Consider the following 15,733-nt stretch of genomic DNA (forward strand, 5'->3'; position numbering starts at 1 on the left):
ATAAGAAAGTATATATTTCACGCTATCCTTTATCCTTATCTTTCTCGCAGAAACGGATACCGTCCTGTTTAGGACGGCGTAGCCGTTTCTACTTACCCTGCCGGGCCAGATGCTGGCTGAACTGAAAGATCCGCTCCAGCGACAGCTTGCGGATGGCCGGTTCATCGAACTTCATCGGCCGCGAATTGGCCTCGAAGAACCAGAGGCCGCCTTCCTCATCGACGCCGAGATCCATCGACATCTCACCGAGCATAGCCCCCGAAGCCCGCTCGATCTGGCGGGCAATCAGCAGGGCGGTGGTCGGGACATTTTTCAGGATGGCTGCCGCCCGTTCCGTGCCGAAGGTTCCCTCCAGCATGCTCGCCGGCTCTTCCACACTGCCGCCGCGGGGGACATGGGTTGTGATGCTGCGGACACCGGCCAGCCTTGCGCCGATGCCGGTCACGGCCCAGGCACCCCGCCCGTTCTTCTGCAGCAGCACCCGCAGATCAAAGGGGCGGCCACGGTGGGTGGCCAGCCCGATGGCCTGCTGCACGATATACTGGGAGATGCCCTTTTCTCTTCTGAGCCGGGCCCACAGGCGGTCGATCGAAGCGGCTTTGTAGGTTACATTCTTTTTGCCGCCCTGGATCTGCAGCCGGAAGGGCAGGCTGGCCTCCGGTGCGTATTTGATCCGCATGATGCCTTTGCCGGCCTTGCCGTTTTCCGGTTTGAGGTAGAGGCTGTCATGGTGCTTCAGCATGGCAGCCAGCGTGGCTGCACTTTTCAGGCGTCTTGTTTTGGGCACATGCCGGACAGTAGCCTTCGATTCCTTCAGCCACTCAAACAGATTCCATTTGTTGAAAAAGCCCGGGTTATACATTTGGATGGTCTCATGCTCCAGGCACTCGGCAATTTTGCGGGCGACCGGAGCCTTTTCCTCCTCGTGGCGGTTCGGAATCCGGTTGTAGATCACTTGCGGCAGGGGCATGGGGGTGCTGTACCAGAGCTTTCCGCTGGGGGAAGGGATGAAGCCGTTCACCGTCTGCTCCTCAAACTTCAGGTCGCGGACGGTGACGACATAGACGAGATAACCCATTTCCTTGCCGGTGCGGATAATGTCGCGGAAGTTGTTCCGGTTGCCGCGGAACTGCTTCAGCCTGTCACTGGTTGTCAATATGGCAATTACCGGTTTGAGGGAGTCAGGGGAACGGGTATTCACAGCTCATCCCTCCTGCGGAATTTGCTGAGGTACAGGCAGTGCTCCAGAATATGCTCGACGGAAGCTTTGCCCTCAGCACGCAGGGAAGGATGGCGGAAGATGGAACGTCCCGGTTTGGCATTCGCCTCGAACATCCAGATATCTTCATCCTGGTCAATGCCAAGGTCAAAGCCGATTTCACCGAGCAGGTGGCGGTGCTGGACTTCCAGCGCTTCAGCCAGCTTGACGGCAGTCGTTTTGGCCCGCTGCAGCACTTCGTCCGACCTTGCGCCAAATACCCGGCCGAGTGCCTGCTGGGGAGTGAGCAGGGCTCCGCCGTTCTTCAGGTGGGTGGTGACGCTGCCCCGGCCGGCTTTTTTGGCTCCGATGCCGACGACTACCCATTGATTGCTGCCGTTCTTGTGCATATGGAAGCGGAAGTCAATCGGGCAGGCGTCGATCTCGATCAGCCGGATGCCCTGCTGCACCACATAGTTCTGCAGGTGCTGGCCGTGGCGGGAGCGGAGCATGCGCATCAGGCTGTCGAAGCTGGTGAAGCGCAGCAGTACGTTTTTGCCGCTTTTGCGGTAGCGGGCAAAGTACCCTTTCTTGGGCAGGTAAGTCAGCCGGTAGATTCCGTGTCCCAGGCTGCCGGCAGACGGTTTGTAGTATACGAAATGATGACGGTCCAGCATTTCACGCATTTTTTCCGAGCTTGGATTGGTGACCGTCTCAGGCACATAGCGGTAGGCTGCGCTGTCGTTCTCCAGCAGCCGGTAGACATCCGACTTGTTGAAAAAGCTCCAGTTGAAATAGGGAATCCGTTTCCGCCCGAACCGTTCGCGGAGCTGGTTGATATAAGGGGAAGTTTCGGCGCGGCGGCTTGGCAGCCTGTTGTATACGACGTCCGGCAGCGGCACCAGCTTGCGTTCGAACTTGTCACTTGCGTTCAGAAAAAAGCCGTTGACCTGCTCCTTCTGCCAGTCAATATCTTTCGGAGTGAAGGCAAAAATATAACATTTGTTGCTGCCCTCGCGCAGCAGCTGCTTGATGAAGCCGGTACGGGAGCCGAAAGGATTGCTTGATGAGGTAGGCCCGTCGGACAAAATGCCGACCAGCGGCCCGAGCTGCACCTCATCATTCTGCAGATTACGCAGATAAACGCCGCCCGTCTTAGGTACCTTGATTGCGCTTTTTACGCCTGAAGCCAGGAACAGATGCTTTCCTGCCCGTTTGATGGGCTTGATCATGGCCGGAATGGCATCCTTGCCGAGCCGCAGGCGGATATTTTTTTTACCGGATAATTTCAGGCTTTTCATCAGTTCACCCGAGACGTAGACAACTCTTTGGGGCTGCTTGGTGAAATGGACATTGCAAAAAGTGAGACCCATTGATGAATCCTCCTTAGGAACCATTGATTTCATTCTCCTGTCTGTAACGGAGCATCTTGGCGGGTATTCTGCGGCCGGCCGGCGAGTGCTGAAGCAGATGCCGTGCATAGCGCAGCGGGTTCTCGGCGGCGAGTCTTGCCGCCCGGATGTCACCCGTCAGCCTGAATACCGAGCGGCCCGGCTTGGAATTGGCCTCCAGCAGACAGATTCTGCCTCCGGGGTCGATGCCGAAGTCAAGGCCCAGCTCTCCGAGCCTGCCGCAGGATTCCTCCAGCAGGGGAGGGAGGAGCGCTGCAGCAGCAGCAAGCTCATCCTGCAGCTCAGCCCCGGCTGGACCATACTCTGCAAGCAGGAAGGGCAGCACGGCTGCTGCTGTACCCCCGCCGTGAAGGTTGGAGGTGAGGCTGCCCTGACCGCCGAGCCGCACAGCCATGCCCGTAAGTGTCCAGGCGCCGCGTCCGTTCTTCTGCATCAGCACCCGGACATCGAAGGGCCGGCCCTGGCTGCCGGTTAACTGCAGATAAGGCTGGATGATATAGCGGCGCTTGCCGATGAACCGGTCAATCCAGCGGAGCCCTTCATCGGAGGTGCTGAAGTGATGGCGGAAGGCTTCGTTGGCTCCGCTCCGGCCGCGGATGCTTAGTCCGCCGCCTTCCCTTGTGCTGGTAAGCCTTGCATGCAGCGTGCGTTTGCCGTGGGAGCCTGCCCTGGGCTTAAGAAATACGCCGTATTCCCGCTCGGCAAGCATGAAGCCAAGCGCGTCCGGACCGGAATAGAGTCTGGTCTCCGGCAGCAGCGGTGCAGCAGCCGGGCTGCGGCGGAGTATTTCATATACTCTCCATTTGTCAGGCAGTCCCCGCGACCAGGGAACGGTGCGGGACAGCGCCGCCAGCGCTGCCGCTGCCGACTTTTTCTCCTGGCGGCTCGAATAGAGGCAGCGGTTATACAGGATGTCAGGTGCAGGGGCTACTGTCTGCTGCCACCGGCCTTCCCTCCAGGCATAACCGGTTATGGATTCGCCGTTCTCCGCGACATCTTCGGGATGGAACACAAGCACCTTCAGATCAAACAGCGGGGCAGCTGCGCTTAGCTGGCTGCAGAACTCCGGCTCTGCGATCGGCGGATGTCCCTGGCGCCGGCCGGTCATTATACCCAGGAATCCCTGTGCTGGTTCTGTCATGGTGTCCTCCTTATAACCCGGCCAGGTAGCGGCAATATAGAATCATTTGTTTCACGGACGGTCTGATCTTCTGGTCATTCAGCGGGGTGTTGTCGTTCTTGGACGGCTTGGAGTTGACCTCCAGCAGCCAGATCCGCCCCGACTGGTCCAGTGCAAGGTCAATGCCCAGCTCCCCGAAGTGCGCGGGGATAAAGGTTTCGACCCCCCGGGCAATGGCCAGTGCCGCCCGGGGCAGCTGAACCTGCGAGCTTTCCTTCATTCCGGCGGGAAGGCTGCTTTTGCCGATGGCTTCCTTCACCGTGCTGAGCGTGCCGCCCCGGGCCAGATTGGAGACGAAGTGGTTGCTCCCCGCGGTACGGGCAACAATCGAAGTCACACCCCATTTGCCGGTGCCGTTCTTCTGCACCAGTGCCCGGAAATCAACCGGCCGTTTGCCGAGCTCCATCAGGTTAAGCCCCTGCTGAATCTGGAAGCGGGTGGTTTTCATTTTGGGTGAAATCGACTGGAACAGCTTTGCAAGACTGGGATAGCTCTGCTTGCGCGTGCCCATCGGTGTCGTGGACAGCAGCCGGTAGCCTCCGCCTTCTTCCCGTGAAATGCGAAGGATGCCTTTGCCAAGGCTGCCGCGTACGGGCTTCAGAAAAACGCTGGAGTAGCTGTTGCACATTTTTTTGAGGACGGCAAAACCGTTCAGTGCATGGGATTCCGGCAAATACCGCTGCAGGGCGGTATCCTGGGCCAGCGCCTCAAATACCTCAGTTTTGTCAAGGAACTTCTCATTGAAGAAATGGGTTCCGTAGCGGGATTTTACATCCGCCAGAAAATGCTGTACGCTAGGTTTGTTCTCTACCTTGCGCGTAGTAAGCCGATTGTTGATTACATCGGCGACAGGAAGACTCAGCTTCCGCCAGCCCTCGTCGTATACCCAGCCCTGGATGGAAGAGCTGCGCGTTTCCAGCGCTTCCGGGGTAAAGAAATATACATAGGCACCTTGTGCTTGGCAGGCGTTGGTAAGTTCCCGGCAGAACATCGTGATCTGGCCGAACACCCGGTCCGGCTGGTCAGGATGGTCCCGGCTCACCAGCACACCGATCAGCGGACCGAGCCGCAGAATGCGGCTGCCGGTACTGTAGGAGGCATTCAGCACAGGCCGGCCTCTCCAGCCGAGCCGCCGTGCCAGCCCTTCGCTTACGCGCAGGCTGTCGGCTTTTGGGACAGGAATGACAGTAACCTCCTGCCTGAATGAGCCGAAGCTCAGATGGATGATGCCGTGAGCCGGGATTTTGAGCCTTTTCATGGATTTGTCGCCAAGCATGATCGCGTTTTCCTGCAGGATGCCCGAGTGGACCGTTTGGACCGGGATCTTGAACTTAGACATCGTGGATCTCCTTCCGGTAGGCAGCATGATGCCGGCAATTATGAATCATAAGGGTTACATATCATTCATCATATGGAGACATCTGACCCTTGGTGATTGACCTATTCCGTAAAAAGCCGTGCCGGGCGTAAATCGCTATTGCTGCAGGCGGCAGACCGCAGACCCAACATCAAATTTCAGGAGGTAACACAAATGAACGTAATCGACAAGGCACATGAGCTGGCCAGAGCCATTAAAGAAAGCACTGAATTTTCCGACATCAGCAGTGCAATGAAGGTGATTGAAGCCGATCCGGAGAGCAAGCAGATGCTGGACAATTTCCGCCAGAACCAGATTGAGCTGCAGCAGCGGATGATGAACGGGGAAATGCCTCCGCAGGAGGAAATGGAAAAAATGGAGAAGCTGTTCGAGGTGCTGAACCTGAATCTCGGCATCCGCCGTCTGTTCGACGCAGAGCGCCGCCTAAGTGTAGTTATTGAAGATGTGAACAAGATTATTACGGACAGCCTGTCGCAGATGTACGGCGGTCACTAATTATTCCCGCTCCGGCAGGAGCAGGGTTAACAAAAAGGGGACTCCCCGGCCGGTCGGCTGGAGAATCCCCTTTTTGTTGTATTCAAATATAAGAATTCATATGTTTTACGCTATCAATAATCCTTATATTTTTCGCAGAAACGGTTACCGCCTTATCTGAAGGACGGCATCGCCGTATCTACTTGAGGTCCGGCTAATCCTGCTTGCCTTCAACGGCACAGAGCAGAATGCCGGCGGCCAGCCCTAGCCTGCGGTCGAGACGGCCGGTCCGGTCGCCGGAGAAGTCGGCGGTAATTTTGGTGACGAACGGGTTGATGTTCTGGCTGTAGGTCGGAATCGGGTCCCCCTGCAGCTCGACACTGTATTTTTGCGGAATAAAGCTGATTATCCGGCGTAACAGTGCCATAAAGGTGCTGTCCTCCTTCACCAGACCGATTTCCTGGTCATGACTGTCCAGAATCAGCCACTCATCCTTCAAAATCGATTTGAGCCCCTTGCGGCGGAGCGCGCCCACATGCTCTCCGGTCTCAGAGTCAACCACATCAAAAGTGACGCTGAAGTCGATAATGCTCCGTGCCTTAATCCGCAGAAGCTCCTTTTCCATCGACTCATCCGTGTAGAGCGCAATGTCCTCTTTTAGCTTAAACGCCTTCATCTGTGAATAAAGCACCAGCTCCTCAGAGCTGTTATAAATATGCAGTTTGGTGCTCATAATCGAAAAAACCTTTTTGCGGATCGTATATTCCGTGTACCCGTAAGCCTGATTCAAATAATCGCCTCCTAATAATTGTATATATCATCTCATATGACCGCGGGCAGTGCTATATCATTTTGTGCTCAGGCATATTTTTTTGCAGACTTGTCTCATAATTTCCGGAGGCGGTTCATAGAGTAGAGATATAGATTCAGTTGAAGGAGCTGTTTGTGATGAAAAAAAGAAACAAGTTCAAGCACAGCTTATACCTGCTGATTGCACTTGCCATGCTGCTCTATGCACTCCCGCAGCTGTCATTCCAGAACGGGCCAAGCTGGGTGCTGGGCTTTGGGGTTGTCTGGTGCGTATTTGCTTTCCTGATTATTGCGGCGCATCTGCATTTCATCATCGGAGTGGACGAGGAGAAGCAGAAACGGCTGGATGCGGTCCGCAAGCACAAGCTGGAGCAGTGGCAGGGCAAGTGGAACGAGGAAACCAGAATGTCGCAGCGTTTATAGGGGGATATGAACAGAGGACAGGAGCCCGGTGTTCAGTCCCTCTGCAAACAACACCTGATACAGAAGATCCAGGGGCCAGGCTGCCGGAAACGGCGTCCGGGCTTTTTGGCTGATGAAGACTTTCCGGTATCCCCTCACATAACCGGGTAATATCCTTGTAAATGCCCCGCTTTGCGGGGTTATTTTAGCTGTCCGGTCATTCACGGACTTAACTTATTTGACCTCCTGCGGGCGGTTGTACTCTGCAATTTCCGGCTGTATAATGAGTACAGAATAGTACAGATTGGGGCATGGGGGTGTAACAGTTGGAAGGACAAGGCGATAACATTACAAAGCATGAACAACTGCTGCAGCATATCGAAGGTCTCAAGGTGGGCACCAAAATTTCTGTACGCAAGCTGGCTAAGGAAATGGTAGTGAGTGAGGGGACGGCTTACCGGGCGGTAAAGGAGGCCGAGAACCTGGGTATCGTCATCACGAAGGAGCGGATCGGCACTGTCCGTGTCGAAAAAAAGCCGCGGAACATATCAGATCAGCTGACCTTCGGGGATGTCGTGGACATTGTGGAAGGTCATGTGCTAGGCGGAGCTGACGGTTTGAACAAGCACCTGCATAAATATATAATCGGCGCGATGAAGGTCGATGCCATGATCCGTTACATTGACGCTGACAGCCTGCTGATCGTAGGGAACCGCGACGATGTGCATTCACTGGCACTGGAGCAGGGGGCCGGGGTACTGGTGACGGGCGGCTTCGGTACGAGCCGTGAGGTTAAAGCGCTGGCGGACGAGCTGGACCTGCCGGTGATTTCCTCAAGACATGATACGTTTACCGTGGCCTCGATGATAAACCGGGCGATCTTTGACCGGCTGATCAAGAAAAAGATCATGCTGGTAGAGGACATACTGGAGAGCAAGCCGCGGCTGCACACGCTGAAAACGTCCAGCACGGTCGGAGAACTGCGCCAGCTGGCACTCTCCAGCGGGGAACAGCGTTTTGCTGTAACGGATGAATGGAACCGGGTCATCGGAATTGTCGGACGGCGCGATGTGGAGGAGCTGCAGGAGGGGCAGAGCATCGAAAAAGCGATGGTCCGCAGCCCTGTTACAGCGGCCCTGCAGACTTCGCTGGCTTCGGCGGCGCAGATCATGATGTGGGAGGGGATCGACTTCCTGCCGATTGTGGACCGCAACCGCAAGCTGGTCGGATCGCTGACCCGCCGTGAGGTTCTGCAGAGCCTGCGGGATGTCAGTAACCAGCCTCAGATGGGCGAAACGTTCGATCATTTGATCTGGAACGGATTTGCCGAGGAACGGGACGAGGAGGGGAGGCTGTTCTTCCACGGCTTCATCACCCCGCAGATGGCGACGGATCTGGGTACCATTTCCGAAGGTGTCCTGTCCACATTGATGACCCTGTCCGCCTTCAAGGCGGCCAAGGATATTACCGGCAACGATTATGTGCTGGACAACATGTCCACCTATTTTATCCGTCCGGTGCAGATTGAGCATTCGATTATCGTGATGCCCAAGCTGCTGGAGATCAGCCGCAGAACCTGCAAGCTGGAGATCGAGATCAGCCACAATGACACGATGGTCGCCAAAGCGGTACTGATGCTGCAGTCGATTGATCACGGGTGAGGTGCACGGACGCAAGTTGAGCTACATGAAGAGAGACCGCTCTATACGGGCAGTCTCTCTTTTTTTACTATTATTATATTGAAGTAAAGTTGGGGAATACTGGTATGATCCGCTACCACACTGCTGCCGTTCAACAGGACTATGCGCATTAAGCATATAGTTGGATTTTTGACACTTAAATTGGCCAGAATCCTATCCTTATAAAAAATAGATGGCATTTTTCCACTTAGCATTTCTCAGGAATACCGGGCGGAGAAGAGGGCTGTTGCATACCGCTCAATGAGGCTGTAAAAACAATCGCCTAAGCCTTGCGTCTGCCCCCGCTCCGGCTGTAATACCCGTAGCTGCGCAGCCCGGAGAAAATATTAAACGCCCCGATGACGAGAAACACCGCCTCCACAATCACACTGAGCGTCGAGCCCCGGAACAGAAACATTGACATCAGCGACAGGGTAACCAGCATGGCCCCGAGCAGCACGTTCATGATGGAGCGCCGTCTGCCTTTTTCAAGCGGATTAGTGGTCCGGCGAGCGGAGAGGCTGTATGCGGCGGCACCAATCATAAAAACAACGAGCAGGATGAACAGCAGATACTTGATGAGCATAATCATGGACAGGCAGCTCCTTTATCAGAAGATCATTCAAAAAAGTTAAGCCCTCTGCATGAATTCCGTTTGCCTATATACCTGTCCATTATTGTAGCACGGCCTACGCCGGCACGCCCGTCTAATCTGCGGCTCAGCTGCGTTTATAAGGATTGACCTCTACCCAGATCTGCAGCACGCCCTCCATGACCAGCATGGTCCGGATCCGTACGGAGTATTCTTTTTCACGGACGATGTAGATTTTTCCGTCCAGCAGCAGCCGCGCCAGCTTGCCGTCCGTATCAATGTCGAACATGCTGCGGCCGCGCATCGGCTCCAGGTCTTCGCTCATCCGGCTGATAATTTCCTTCAAGGTTACCTGATCCAGCACGCCGCTACCCCCGCTAGTCTTGTTCTCCTCAGTGCGCAGCTTGATTTCCCGGATCACGGTCGAGGTGTTGTTGTATTTTTTCAGGGTCTTAATATCGTTCCGGTACTGCTCAATCTCCACTCTCATTTCCTGATTGTTAAGCCAGAGCACATTATAGCTCAAATGAAAAATGGCGTTGTACATAACGGCCCCCACCACCATGCCTAGCACAAAGACAGCGGAAATTTGTGAAAAGCGGCGGTAGCGCTGAAAAGGGGGGATTCTCATGGTCCGCTCACCCCTTGCCGCACACCCATTTGACCAGCTCGCTGCCCATATGGGCGCCTAAAAAGGCGAATACCAGATATAGGATCTGTTTGATGGCGGGAGACAGATTGCCCCCGATCATATTGCTCTCAATGACCCGCATAGGGTCGATAGTGCCTCCGACTGCGGCGGCGAGCGCCCAGATTTTGATCCGGTCGGCGATGTCCAGCATCGTCTGCGTCGGCGGCTGCAGGGAGACGACCGCACCGATCCCTCCAAGCATGGCGCCGCCCAGGACAATGCCGAAGGCGATGAAGAAATCAAGAACGGCTTTGCTCATAAAAATACTCATACAAGGCCCCTTTCCGGACAAGTCCCGCCTGTCCCTGTGCACTTAATCCATTCTATGGGCGGTTCCCCCGGTATTATGATAAAATAGTTTCATCTTATGTTTTGATTTGAAGAGTAGAAGGGATGTGGGGATCATGAGCCCATTCGTGCATTTGCATGTGCACAGCGAATACAGTTTACTGGACGGCGCCGCGCGCATTACGGATCTCGTGCGCCGGGCCGGCGAATACGGCATGAAGTCGCTGGCGCTGACGGATCATGGAGTGATGTATGGGGCAATCCCCTTTTATAAAGCATGCACAGCCGCCGGCATTAAGCCGATTATCGGCTGCGAAGCCTATCTGACGGCAGGCTCGCGGCGTGAGCGGGGCAGCCGCAAGGATCAGCCGATCTATCACCTGATTCTGCTCGCGAAGAATGAAACCGGCTACAGAAACCTGATGAAGCTTGTCTCCATCGGCCATCTGGAGGGCCAGCATTATAAGCCGCGCATTGATATGGAGGCACTGGCCGCCCATGCGGAGGGTATTGTCTGTCTGAGCGCCTGTCTGGGCGGGGAAGTCCCGCAGCATCTGCTGCACGGGCGTGAGGAGGAGGCCTGCCGGTCGGCGCTGCGCTACAAGGAGATTTTTGGCGGCGACTTCTATCTGGAGCTGCAGGATCACGGTATTCCCGAGCAGAAGCGGGTTAATCCGCAGCTGATTGCTCTGGCAGCGGAGCTGGACATTCCGCTTGTAGCAACGAATGATGTGCACTATCTGGCCAAGGAGGATGCCGAGGTCCAGGATGTGCTGATCTGTATCGGCACAGGCAAGACGGTGGACGATGAGGACCGGCTGAAGATCGGCACGGACCAGCTGTTTCTGAAGAGCGGAGAGCAGATGGCGGCGCTGTTTCCGCATGTGCCGCAGGCGATCACCAATACGCAGGAGATTGCCGATAAATGCAATCTGGAATTGACGTTCGGGCAGCATATTCTCCCCGAATATTCCCCGCTGCCGGAAGGGCTGGATGCAGCAGCTTATCTGCGCCAGCTCTGCCGCAGCGGGCTGGAAGCGCGTTATGAGAATACACCGCTGTGGAATTCATCCGAGCGGAAGGCTGCTGCCGAGCAGCGGCTGGACTATGAGCTGGGCGTCATTGAGAGCATGGGCTTCAGCGATTACTTCCTGATCGTCTGGGATTTCATTGCCTACTGCCACCGCCAAGGCATCGCTACCGGCCCGGGCCGCGGCTCTTCAGCAGGCAGTCTGACCGCTTATACCCTGCGGATTACCGATGTGGATCCGCTGAAATATAACCTGCTCTTTGAGCGTTTTCTTAATCCTGAACGGATTACGATGCCGGATATTGATATTGACTTCAGCGATGAGCGCCGTGATGAGGTTATCGCTTATGTGGTCGAGAAATACGGCAGGGAGCATGTGGCACAAATTATTACTTTTGGAACAATGGCAGCCAGAGCGGCGGTCCGTGATGTCGGCCGGGTGCTGAACCTGCCCTACAATGAGGTGGACAAGGCAGCGAAGCTGATCCCCGGACAGCTCGGGATCAGCATTGCACGCGCACTTGAGGGCAGCCCTGATCTGAAGGCGCTGTACGAGACCAGCAGCAAGACCAGGGAACTGCTCGACATGGCGATGAAGGTTGAAGGCATGCCGCGCCATGCGTCCACACATGCTGCCGGTGTTGTCATTTCCAAAGGCCCGCTGACCGATGCGGTGCCGCTGCAGGCGGGCAATGAGAGCACGGCACTGACCCAGTATTCCATGGAGCATCTGGAGAGCGTGGGACTGCTCAAGATGGACTTTCTGGGACTAAGGACGCTGTCGATTATTGAACGCTGCATGAGCTGGATCAGGGAGATGGACGGGGCGGCTCCCGATTTCCGCACCATTCCCGATGATGATCCGCTGACCTACGAAATGCTCGGGGCCGGCGAGACGACCGGCGTCTTCCAGCTGGAGTCTGCAGGCGTCCGGCGTGTGCTGAAGGACCTGAAGCCCTCCGGCTTCGAGGATGTCATCTCGGTACTGGCGCTGTACCGTCCGGGCCCGATGGAGTTCATTCCAAAATTTATCGCCGGTAAGCACGGAGATATAGCGGTGGACTATCCGCATGCCGACCTGACGCCGATTCTGGCGGATACGTACGGCATTATCGTGTACCAGGAGCAGATTATGCAGATTGCTTCCCTGATGGCCGGTTTCTCGCTTGGTGAAGCCGACCTGCTGCGCCGCGCAGTGTCAAAGAAGAAGCGCGAGACACTGGACAAGGAACGCAGTCATTTCGTGGAGGGCAGCCTGCAGCAGGGCTATCAGGAGGCGGATGCGAATGCCGTTTATGATATGATCGTCCGGTTCGCCGATTACGGCTTCCCGCGGGCCCATGCCGCCGCTTACGGCGTGCTGGCCTTCCAGACCGCCTATCTGAAGGCTCACTATCCGGTGCAGTTCATGGCCTCGATGCTGACGGCCGTCATGGGCACCCACCGCAAGGTGGCTGAATATGTGCTGGAATGCCGGCGCACCGGCATCGGTGTTCTGCCGCCGGATGTCAACGAGAGCGGCGTGCTGTTTACTCCGGTTCCCGGCGGGGAAGGGGGCGGCGGCCATATCCGCTTCGGGCTGGGAGCCGTGAAAAATGTCGGAACGCTGGCGGTAGAGAACATTATGGCTGTCCGTAAAGATCGTCCGTTCGACAGCCTGCTCGATTTCTGCCGCCGTGTCGATTTGCGCGTCTGCAACAAGCGCGTCATCGAATCGCTCCTCCAGGCAGGCGCCTTTGACCGGCTGCCCGGCCACCGGGCCCAGCTGCTGGCCATGCTCGATGAAACCGTGGATGCAGCCGCCAAATGGCGCAAGGAGCGGGACGAGCTGCAGATTCAGCTCTTCGACGATCTGATCGAAACCCCGAACTGGGAAATCCGCTACCCGGATATCCCGAGGTTCAGTGTAACCCAGCAGCTGGAGCTGGAGCGTGAGCTGCTCGGGCTGTACCTGTCCGGCCATCCGCTGGACGACAGTGCGGCCCTGCTTGAGGAGCCGGGCATCCAGCGGCTGATGGACCTTGGCGAAGCTGCGGATGAGAGCCAGACGGTTACGGCGGGAATGGTCGTCTCCATCAAGGAGATTACGACCAAGGCCGGCAAGGCGATGGCGTTCATCCAGTGGGAGGACCAGATCGAGCGCTGCGAGGTCGTGCTGTTCCCTGAGGTGTGGAAACGCAGCCGCAGCCTGGTCGAGAAGGGTGCGCTGCTCGCCCTGCGCGCCAAGGTGCAGCAGGAGGACGAGGGCTTCAAGCTGCTGGCCGAGGAGGTCGCGCCGCTTGGCGCGGACGCTCTTCATGGCCTGCTGCAGCGCCGCAGCGCAGCTGCCTCCCGTCCGTCCGGCGGACGGACGGCCTCTGCAGGAGCGCCGCGCAGCGCTCCTGCCCCGCGGGGCGGCGCCGGGGGCACCGGCGCACCGCGCACTGCCGCAGGCGGCGCAGCAGCGCCTGCAGCCCCTCCCGCCGCACCTGCGGGTGCGGCGGGAGGCGGCCAGCGTGTCTTTATCAAGATCACGCCGGCCGCGGAGAACCAGGCGCTGCTCTCGCGCCTGCAGGCACTGCTGCAGACCCATCCCGGGCCTGCAGCCACCCTGCTGTTCTACGAGCGCGAGCAGCGGGTGCTGGCGCTCAGCGACAGCTACCGGATTGAGCCCTCGCCGGAGCTGTTCGCAGCGGTCGAAGACATGCTGGGAGCCGGTACAGTAAGAATAAAATAAGAACATTTTCGCCCTTTTCCGCATACATTAGGAAACCACAGGGAATGGTCCCGTGCGGAAAGGGGATTGACAACATGTCCTATCAAATGGCAACAGAACTGCTGGAACGCAGGGGAGTTACGTTATCGTCCATTGCTGAGATCGTATATATTTTGCAATCCAAATATTATCAGGATTTAACAGAGGAAGAATGTATGTCCAGCGTGAAGTCGGTGCTCGGCAAAAGAGAGGTGCAGTACACGCTCATGACAGGCGTTGCCCTGGATGAGCTGGCAGAGAAAGGGGCGCTTCCCCAGCCGCTGCAGGCGGTGATGGAGGCGGATGAATCGCTGTACGGCGCGGACGAGACGCTGGCGCTGGGGATTACCGGGGTGTACGGGATGATCGGGCTGACCAGCTTCGGCTACCTGGACAAAGTCAAGCTTGGCGTGATCGGCACGCTCAATGATGAGCCGGGCAGAATCCATGTATTCCTGGATGACCTGGTTGCCGGAATTGCCGCAGCCGCTTCTGCCCGGATCGCCCACCGACATGAAGGCGCAAAGGTGTACCCCCATGTCACCGGTACGCCATAAGGGATCACCTGATAGCTGGTGAATGCGGCCTCCTGGTCCCGCCTCCTCCGTTTTACTCCTGTTGCGGGAAAAAAGAAAACTGTGTTATCATGATTCCATTATACGCGGGATACGGCTGGGAATTGAGATCAGGGAGGCCTTGCAGGGCATGTGGACGGTAATTTATATAGCGCCAACCGCCAAAGTGGCGGATATGATTCAGAGCAAGCTTACGGAAGAAGGATTTCTGGTAAAGTGCCGTCCGATTAATATGTCCAAGCAGCAGTTTGAGATTCTGGTCCCTTCAGGGGAGCTTGAGGAAGTACAGGAAGCCCTGAATCTGATTTTACATCCCTAATTAAATATGTATAAGTGCAGTAGTTGACAGCGGCAAGCTGCTGAATGCGCAAATAAACGGCTGAAGAGGTGCGACCCTTGTTCAAAGATTTATTTCAGAAAAAACGGAAGTACGCGACTATTCCTTCAGAACGTCTGGAGCGGAGCGGCGGACCGGCGGAAGGCGAACGCCCGAAGCGGGAGATTCCCGAAGGGCTTATGAGTAAGTGCAGTAAATGCGGTACGATCCAGTACAGCAAGGAGCTGGAGAAGAACCTGAAGGTATGTCCGGCCTGCGGCCACCATATGCGGCTGAATGCGCTGGAACGGATCGCCATGACCCTTGATCCGGAGAACTTCATCGAGTTTGACAGCGAGCTGTCTTCAGTGGACCCGCTGCAGTTCCCGGGTTATGCCTCGAAGCTTGAGCAGCAGCGCTCCAAAAGCGGACAAGTTGAGGCGGTAGTGACCGGCCAGGGCGCCATCGGCGGCCATCCTGTCATTGTTGCGGTGATGAATTTTGAATTTTTCTCAGGCAGCATGGGCTCCGCAGTAGGGGAGAAGATTACCCGTGCGGTGGAAGAAGCGACGGAGAAGAGACTCCCGCTGCTGATTTTCTCCACCTCCGGCGGAGCACGGATGCAGGAAAGTATCCTCAGCCTGATGCAGATGGCCAAGACAAGCGCGGCTCTGGCCCGTTTTGGCGAGTCCGGAGGATTATATATTTCGGTCATTACTGACCCTACTACCGGCGGCGTATCCGCGAGCTTTGCGAGTCTTGGCGATATTATTATTGCCGAGCCCGGTGCCGTGTTCGGCTTCGCCGGGAGAATCGTTATTGAGCAGACAATCCGCCAGAAGCTGCCGGATGATTTCCAGACGGCTGAATTCAACCTTCAGCACGGCCAGCTCGACCTGGTGGTGCACCGTAAGGAAATGCGGTCTACGCTGACCCGGATTTTGGAGCTGCATGATGTGAAAGGGGGATTTTAG

Annotated in this window: 15 protein-coding genes; 7 read left to right on the forward strand and 8 right to left on the reverse strand. The window is 56.5% G+C overall.

Annotated features, from left to right (window positions below; all coding sequences use genetic code 11):
• Nucleotides 1–88 precede the first annotated feature (88 nt).
• The 4 genes from AC4G46_RS10670 to AC4G46_RS10685 are packed head-to-tail and all read right to left on the reverse strand — an operon-like array spanning nucleotide 89 to nucleotide 5,129.
• Nucleotides 89–1,201 carry a YheC/YheD family endospore coat-associated protein gene (locus tag AC4G46_RS10670; RefSeq protein ID WP_491127914.1) on the reverse strand — a complete coding sequence of 371 codons (1,113 nt, stop codon included), beginning with the start codon at nucleotides 1,199–1,201 and terminating at the stop codon, nucleotides 89–91.
• Nucleotides 1,198–2,571: a YheC/YheD family endospore coat-associated protein gene (locus AC4G46_RS10675; RefSeq protein ID WP_491127915.1), complete on the reverse strand. Its 1,374-nt coding sequence runs from the start codon at nucleotides 2,569–2,571 to the stop codon at nucleotides 1,198–1,200. The genes AC4G46_RS10670 and AC4G46_RS10675 overlap by 4 nt, the downstream gene beginning before the upstream one ends.
• A 13-nt stretch (nucleotides 2,572–2,584) precedes the next feature.
• The gene (locus AC4G46_RS10680) at nucleotides 2,585–3,751 is read right to left on the reverse strand and encodes a YheC/YheD family endospore coat-associated protein (protein WP_491127916.1); all 1,167 of its coding nucleotides are present in this window, start codon (nucleotides 3,749–3,751) and stop codon (nucleotides 2,585–2,587) included.
• Between the two features lie 10 nt (nucleotides 3,752–3,761).
• Complete coding sequence (locus AC4G46_RS10685; RefSeq protein ID WP_221802428.1) at nucleotides 3,762–5,129, reverse strand: YheC/YheD family endospore coat-associated protein; 1,368 nt, start codon at nucleotides 5,127–5,129, stop codon at nucleotides 3,762–3,764.
• Between the two features lie 192 nt (nucleotides 5,130–5,321).
• Between AC4G46_RS10685 and AC4G46_RS10690 the strand changes: the two genes are divergently transcribed.
• Nucleotides 5,322–5,663 carry a YlbF/YmcA family competence regulator gene (locus tag AC4G46_RS10690; RefSeq protein WP_068728702.1) on the forward strand — a complete coding sequence of 114 codons (342 nt, stop codon included), beginning with the start codon at nucleotides 5,322–5,324 and terminating at the stop codon, nucleotides 5,661–5,663.
• Between the two features lie 193 nt (nucleotides 5,664–5,856).
• Here the strand turns inward: AC4G46_RS10690 and AC4G46_RS10695 are convergent, their stop codons facing one another.
• Nucleotides 5,857–6,432, reverse strand: coding sequence for an LURP-one-related family protein (locus AC4G46_RS10695; RefSeq protein WP_491127917.1), 576 nt, complete (start codon nucleotides 6,430–6,432; stop codon nucleotides 5,857–5,859).
• A gap of 158 nt (nucleotides 6,433–6,590) precedes the next feature.
• On the opposite strand from AC4G46_RS10695, the gene AC4G46_RS10700 reads away from it, so the two are divergent.
• Together AC4G46_RS10700 and AC4G46_RS10705 are read left to right on the forward strand one after the other, a co-directional pair.
• Nucleotides 6,591–6,875 (forward strand): hypothetical protein, encoded by a 285-nt coding sequence (locus tag AC4G46_RS10700; RefSeq protein WP_491127918.1) that lies wholly within the window; start codon nucleotides 6,591–6,593, stop codon nucleotides 6,873–6,875.
• A gap of 305 nt (nucleotides 6,876–7,180) precedes the next feature.
• Nucleotides 7,181–8,515 (forward strand): DRTGG domain-containing protein, encoded by a 1,335-nt coding sequence (locus tag AC4G46_RS10705; RefSeq protein ID WP_491127919.1) that lies wholly within the window; start codon nucleotides 7,181–7,183, stop codon nucleotides 8,513–8,515.
• Nucleotides 8,516–8,816: 301 nt separating this feature from the next.
• On the opposite strand, the gene AC4G46_RS10710 is transcribed toward AC4G46_RS10705, so the two are convergent.
• From AC4G46_RS10710 to AC4G46_RS10720, 3 genes are all read right to left on the reverse strand, one after another.
• Nucleotides 8,817–9,125 (reverse strand): YtpI family protein, encoded by a 309-nt coding sequence (locus tag AC4G46_RS10710; RefSeq protein ID WP_491127920.1) that lies wholly within the window; start codon nucleotides 9,123–9,125, stop codon nucleotides 8,817–8,819.
• 127 nt (nucleotides 9,126–9,252) lie between these two features.
• Nucleotides 9,253–9,756 (reverse strand): sporulation membrane protein YtrI, encoded by a 504-nt coding sequence (locus AC4G46_RS10715; protein ID WP_491127921.1) that lies wholly within the window; start codon nucleotides 9,754–9,756, stop codon nucleotides 9,253–9,255.
• Between the two features lie 7 nt (nucleotides 9,757–9,763).
• A complete protein-coding gene (locus AC4G46_RS10720) occupies nucleotides 9,764–10,087 on the reverse strand; it encodes a YtrH family sporulation protein (protein ID WP_068728693.1) in 324 nt (107 codons plus the stop codon).
• A gap of 133 nt (nucleotides 10,088–10,220) precedes the next feature.
• Here AC4G46_RS10720 and AC4G46_RS10725 point away from each other — a divergent pair, with 133 nt between their 5' ends.
• The 4 genes from AC4G46_RS10725 to accD all read left to right on the forward strand — a co-directional run bounded on the left by AC4G46_RS10725 (nucleotide 10,221) and on the right by accD (nucleotide 15,733).
• Nucleotides 10,221–13,850 carry a DNA polymerase III subunit alpha gene (locus AC4G46_RS10725; RefSeq protein WP_491127922.1) on the forward strand — a complete coding sequence of 1,210 codons (3,630 nt, stop codon included), beginning with the start codon at nucleotides 10,221–10,223 and terminating at the stop codon, nucleotides 13,848–13,850.
• Between the two features lie 74 nt (nucleotides 13,851–13,924).
• Nucleotides 13,925–14,425 carry a phosphatidylglycerophosphatase A family protein gene (locus tag AC4G46_RS10730; RefSeq protein WP_491127923.1) on the forward strand — a complete coding sequence of 167 codons (501 nt, stop codon included), beginning with the start codon at nucleotides 13,925–13,927 and terminating at the stop codon, nucleotides 14,423–14,425.
• 148 nt (nucleotides 14,426–14,573) lie between these two features.
• Nucleotides 14,574–14,762, forward strand: coding sequence for a hypothetical protein (locus AC4G46_RS10735; protein WP_039871751.1), 189 nt, complete (start codon nucleotides 14,574–14,576; stop codon nucleotides 14,760–14,762).
• A gap of 77 nt (nucleotides 14,763–14,839) precedes the next feature.
• Nucleotides 14,840–15,733, forward strand: a complete 894-nt coding sequence (gene accD, locus AC4G46_RS10740; RefSeq protein ID WP_491127924.1) for an acetyl-CoA carboxylase, carboxyltransferase subunit beta — start codon at nucleotides 14,840–14,842, stop codon at nucleotides 15,731–15,733.

It is taken from the genome of Paenibacillus sp. fava2, from assembly GCF_058313675.1.

Coding starts and splice junctions, on each gene's coding strand:
- AC4G46_RS10675 (WP_491127915.1), bottom strand. CDS start 2,571: ATGGGTCTCACTTTTTGCAATGTCCATTTCACCAAGCAGCCCCAAAGA.
- AC4G46_RS10680 (WP_491127916.1), bottom strand. CDS start 3,751: ATGACAGAACCAGCACAGGGATTCCTGGGTATAATGACCGGCCGGCGC.
- AC4G46_RS10685 (WP_221802428.1), bottom strand. CDS start 5,129: ATGTCTAAGTTCAAGATCCCGGTCCAAACGGTCCACTCGGGCATCCTG.
- AC4G46_RS10690 (WP_068728702.1), top strand. CDS start 5,322: ATGAACGTAATCGACAAGGCACATGAGCTGGCCAGAGCCATTAAAGAA.
- AC4G46_RS10700 (WP_491127918.1), top strand. CDS start 6,591: ATGAAAAAAAGAAACAAGTTCAAGCACAGCTTATACCTGCTGATTGCA.
- AC4G46_RS10710 (WP_491127920.1), bottom strand. CDS start 9,125: ATGATTATGCTCATCAAGTATCTGCTGTTCATCCTGCTCGTTGTTTTT.
- AC4G46_RS10715 (WP_491127921.1), bottom strand. CDS start 9,756: ATGAGAATCCCCCCTTTTCAGCGCTACCGCCGCTTTTCACAAATTTCC.
- AC4G46_RS10720 (WP_068728693.1), bottom strand. CDS start 10,087: ATGAGTATTTTTATGAGCAAAGCCGTTCTTGATTTCTTCATCGCCTTC.
- AC4G46_RS10725 (WP_491127922.1), top strand. CDS start 10,221: ATGAGCCCATTCGTGCATTTGCATGTGCACAGCGAATACAGTTTACTG.
- AC4G46_RS10730 (WP_491127923.1), top strand. CDS start 13,925: ATGTCCTATCAAATGGCAACAGAACTGCTGGAACGCAGGGGAGTTACG.
- AC4G46_RS10735 (WP_039871751.1), top strand. CDS start 14,574: ATGTGGACGGTAATTTATATAGCGCCAACCGCCAAAGTGGCGGATATG.